Here is a 5,758-nt window from a genome sequence, read left to right on the forward strand (position 1 = left end):
TCCCACAGGTATAATGTACCATCTAAATGTGGATTATCATTAATAAAATCATTAGCATCTAAAGCAGATGGGAATGGATTTCCAACAATATAATCTCTATCTGCAATGGCAGGCACCACAATTTCTTGTGCATCAGTACTATTATTTGGTTTCCCTACAAACACATAGTTCTGAGGGTCTGTAATTGCTCCCGATCCTGGTCCTTTCATCGTATATCCTTCACCTACACTTACACTTCCAAATGGTCCAATTGGTTGAAACTGTTCTATACCATTTCCATATTTAAAAATCCAATATGAACTAATCGTAATAGGAGATGAAGGCGCCCCATTAAATCCACTACTAAAGTTCATCACCGATGGATTATTTGGATCAGTTCCATCATTCATAATGCTCCCTACAGAATAATTTGTATTTATTTGAGTCCCATTAATAGTACTCACAGGTGATGACCAAATGTTATAAGAATAGGTATCTGCTGTACCCTGTTGATCCTTTTCTAAAAACCCAGCACTAGTTACATCAAGATCACTGTTTTCAGTTTGTATAAGTTGTGACTCATCTACAAGATCTAATATTCCATCTAATTTAAGATAATGTGACACCTCAATCTTACTATCATTTTCTATGGACAATTCATTTACCTGAATATCTAAAGCTAAGACCGTATTATTTTCTTGTGTAGTTACATTATGTGCTGTCTGTACAATATTCCAATCTACACGAACTGAATTATCTACAATCGATTCACTATTTGGGGTTTGCAATCCAGTTCCGTTTTCCCAAGTAGTTTGATCTGCCCAATCTCCGTCTGCTTCTGATACATATGGAAGTGGTGCTGTTTGGAAATCTACGGTTTTTAAGTTTTTAATTGCTGCTACTACTGTGTTATTAGAAGCTCCTTTTACATTGGTAAATGCATATGTAGTCATTGGAAAATATCCATCAAGAGAATCCCAAGGTATTACATCAACATCATTTTTAGAGATTGTTGCAGGAACTATCTCTCCCCTTACCATAAGATTTGTATTCTCAAGGATTTCTTGATTCATAATAAATCGAATTTGGTCTACTGTTAGGGCAGCATCCCAAACTCTAACTTCATCTATAGTTCCTTCATAGAAATTTACAGGAGTTCTACCTCTTCCAGCTGCTATCAAGAAATTTTCATCATTTGTGACAGGAGCCGTTAGCGGCACTTGAATATCCAACACACCATCTATATAAAGACTTGCCATACCTCCATCATAAGAGACCGCAATTTGATGCCATTCATTATTAGGAATTTGGGTGTTAGATGTAATACTTTGCGTACTTCCATTTTCCCAAATCATACTCACCGTCCTATCTGCATTAATCTTTAATTCATAACCTTCAGTAAACGCAGTATTACTTTTAGAAAGAATAGTATAATCTTGACTAGAATGTTTTACCCAAGTTGATATTGTAAAATCTCCTTCAATATCTAAGTAATCCTGAGCGTCCATATAATCTGTCGTTCCGTTAAATGTTATAGAACGGTCAAATATATAATCTGGCGCATATCCAAATGTGATATATTTTGTTCCTTCAAAATCATATTCAGCTTCTACGTTATCTCCATTTGGAAGCATAATACGATATTCTGAACTAGGGTTAAATGTTGGGGTATCTGAAATAAACATAAAGAAACTTCCTGGCGGATCAAGTGTAGCACTCAATACTATTTCAGGAACAGACACCTTTACTCTTCCTACTGTTCCAGTTTCAACCACTTTCCAAGAACGTTCTACAGATGTGATATCAACCACTGTATTTAAGCCAGTAATATCATCACTTAAATCTACTATAATAGATGCAGCAGCATTCAAACTTCTATTATCATTCCCCCACATTAAGAAATTCTTATCTTCAATTGTATTTGTATTATTAGTTATATTTTCATTATTTGTATTATACACGTCTGTAAGTGCCATAGTTACAATTGCTCCTGGATTTACAGATATCGATTGCTTTTGATTCAATCCTGATGTAATATCTCTTCCTATTCCTGCAATATCATAATTATACCCTGTATGGGCTGCAACATTCCATATAGTTGAGCCATCAGAGTCTATATAATTTTGATCTCCTTGTCTTGTAATTGTACTACTAGTAATATCGTGTAATGTGATTCCATATTTAATGGCTAGATATGATTGTATCTTTTCTTGATCAAATACCGTTAAAGGATTTGCATAACTAATCACTTCAGACATCTTCCCATTAAAATGGGAATCATAATTTGTACCTCCAACAGTAATACGGCCCACACCTAATATATAACTAGAGTTTGTCACATTAATATATGGCAGGTCTTCTGAAGGAGAGCCAGTAGTTCTTCCTGTATAATTATCTATTCTAATTCCGTTTTTATAGATTTCTGTTAAATCTCCCGCATTATTCACCTTTATATTTAATATAATAGGCTCATCATCATAACTATCTGTACTGCTTGTATAAGCCCTACCATAACTTCCATCACCTATCGTAGCAGCAGAAGCACTTGTCGCTCCTACCATATGGCTTACAATATTATCTACTCCACTAAATCGTAGCGAACCGGGATTAATCCACAAACCAGTACCATCTTCTGAAAATTGATCTCTAGATACCCTACCCGCTATCACTCCTTTAATAGGACTTGAAGAATCAATACTTCCATCAGCTTTCATTACAATCCAATAGTCCTGTGTATTAAAACCACCTTTCCCTTTTAATTCTGAATCTACGACATCATCAAAACTTAAGACTGGATTATAATTAATATTTTCATTAAGGTCATCATAATAAGTAGGTTGTTGACTACTATCGCCACGTGTAGCATCATTATCTAACGCTTGATCTTCCCATGTTGCTAATTGAGAAGCGTTACTTGTCGAACCAATCCCTTCTGTTGTTTTCAACCAAAGTTTTAAATTCGTATTTACACCAGCTGGTCCAGTCAATGGATCATCTGACACAATAGGATCCCCTAATATAAATACGTTATCAAAATTCACTCCATTGTCATTTTGAGAATTATCGGAGGCAAAATGCACTCTAAATCTTGCTGCGGGGTTATTCACTAATTCAACAGGCAAATCAACACTTGCTTGAATAAAATCAGATTTTGTAGCACTTATGATATCAAAACTGAATCCTGCCCAACCATCAGTGCCATTTCCTAAAGCATCTACATTATCCCAATTATACCAGTTATCAACTTGAGGATCTGCATAGGCACCTAATATAAACCATGAAGCTCCTCCATCAGGGGAATATTCGATATTCATCCCATCATCACCTCCAGTATCTCCATCGGTATCATAACGGATATCAATTTTAAATGTTAAATTTTGATATCCTGAAAGATCTATTATCGGACTAGTCACATAGGTATCTGAATTTGAAGCATAGTCATCATAATTATTGGTATACCAATAATCACCTTCAGTTCCAACTTCTACAGCATTAACTCCATGTGTCCACACACTGCCTCCTCCTGAGTTTGAAGCCACCCAATTATCATCACTTGTGTCAAAATTGGCATAATAAGGAGTTTCTAATGGATTTTCATTTTCAATAGCCGTTCCTGTAATCGTAAACGAATAATTCGATTCATCACTATCATCGCTACCAACGGTAACTGTAGCGGTATGTGTTCCTAATCCAAAAGGATTGTATTGTATTTGGAATACTGTTGAAGCTGAAGCTGCTATAGAACTTAAAGGTTCTGTTTGGATAGAAAATTGTGAGGCATCTGCACCAGTAATCGTTAAATAAGGTGGCGGACCCGCTAAGGTTAATACTCCAGAACCTACATTATTGATTGTAAAAGCTACATTTTTTTTTGTCCCTAAAGATATTGTTCCATAATCTGTAGCATCTATAGTGCTTGGAGAGGTATCGCCATTTACTATTTCTACGGTATTACCAGCAATCTCTATCTCAGGCACAAAGGCCACAACGCCTTCTCCAGTAATATCAAACGTAAATGGATTTTCATCAGGGTCATTATTAGCAATACTAACCGTTGCATTATGTACACCTACACTTGAAGGGTTATAGGTGATTTGGAAAGTAGTAGTCCCTCCATTATTTGAAATGACATTATTAGGAATTATAGTAACCGAAAATTGTCCCGCATCTGCTCCTATAATATTTACATAAGGAGAAGGATCTGTTAAATCAAGCCCCAATAATCCCGAATTGATAATCACAAAATCACTACTCACAGGTGTACCTAAAGTTGTAAATCCAAAGTCAGTACCATCGAAGACTGAAGGAATCACATCTCCCGATGCAATCGCATTCCCAAGACCTGACAAATTAATTTCTGAAGAAGGTGCTACACCTGTACCCATAATATCAAAAACATACGGATTTTCATCACTATCATTATTTGCAATAGAAATGGTTGCAAAACGATCTCCAACTGCAGAGGGTGTAAACCCTATCGCAAAAGGTACACTTCCATTAATAGGAGCAATAGGTGTCGTAGGTATTGTAGAGATATTAAAATCTGCTGCATGCGCACCAGAAATAGTAATATATGGGTTCGGATCTGTAAGTAATAATTCTAGCACACCAGAATTTTCAATAAAAAATGTACTAGAATTTGAAAGTCCTAATGTAATATCTCCAAAATCAGTTCCATCAGTAACTGTAGGCGTTGTATCGCCACTTACAATATCATTACTTAACCCCGTCACATTAATTTCAGGATTAATAGGTGTTACAGTCACTACCACATTATCAATAGCCATATCACTAGAAAAGCTATTTCCTGTAGTTCCTACTAATCTTACATTAACTGTATTCCCTGCATATGAATTTAAATTAATTGATGAAGTAATCCATGGTGCACTACCGGAAGTTTGTTGTTGTCCCGAAATCACTTGCAAAACATTCCAGTTAATACCACCATCATCACTCACTTCAACACTAATTTGACCACTTGCCGCTCCATACATATGGTAATCAAAATTAAAAGTAGCTCCTCCAACTCCAGTAAAGTCAAAACAAGGGCTTGTTAATATAGCAGTTGCATTAAACCCTAAAGCACTAGGCCCCGAAGTAGACCCTTCAGTATACATGTAGAAATTTCCATCATTAGCACCAGAAGGACCTGTATTACTTGAAGGAGTCCCATTGTTATTACGCCTCCAATCACCATCATCATCTGTATTCTGTGTAAAATCGAAATTTCCAGTTTCGAAACTTTCTGTATATGGAAATGTATCAATTACATCTCCTGTACATGCAAATAAAACATTATTATTCACTTTATCAATTGATAAAGCTTTCACATTAGCAATAAACAATAAGAATAAAAATGTAAGCGTAGGTTTTCTAAGAAGAAAAAAATGTGTCATTACTATGATGTTGCTATAAGATATAAATACCTTATAATGATTTGGGTGCACTAAAAATACAAAGGTTTTTACATATTTCAAGTACGGAAAAACCATAATTTAAATTTTGTGTATTTCATCGATATTTTTATTCATTTTATCCAAAAAAGTATCAATTAAACAATAACTAAACGCACAAAAAGCCCTTCATTACATTATCAATAAAGTACTCTCTCTTTTGATAAATAATCCATAAAGTGATTTTTTTGCGTTCAAAAATCACTTTATGTAACAAAAAACCTTTTTTTCTCACAACATCAATAATCAGCTTTCGCGAAAAAACAATTAGCATGTATCTCTTGTAAAATGAAATGAGATGTTAAGACCAAGATGATCTTTATCGT

The 5,758-nt window shown here is 35.0% G+C and carries 1 protein-coding gene; it reads right to left on the bottom strand.

The window, feature by feature from the left end; genetic code table 11:
* Positions 1-5,375, bottom strand: a 5,375-nt coding sequence (locus tag Q1A01_RS23375) for a choice-of-anchor D domain-containing protein (RefSeq protein ID WP_299685931.1), incomplete at its 3' end; no start/stop codon positions are given.
* Positions 5,376-5,758 lie beyond the last annotated feature (383 nt).

The sequence above is a fragment of the uncultured Dokdonia sp. genome (genome assembly GCF_947492815.1).
In the GTDB taxonomy this organism is placed as follows: Bacteria; Bacteroidota; Bacteroidia; order Flavobacteriales; family Flavobacteriaceae; genus Dokdonia.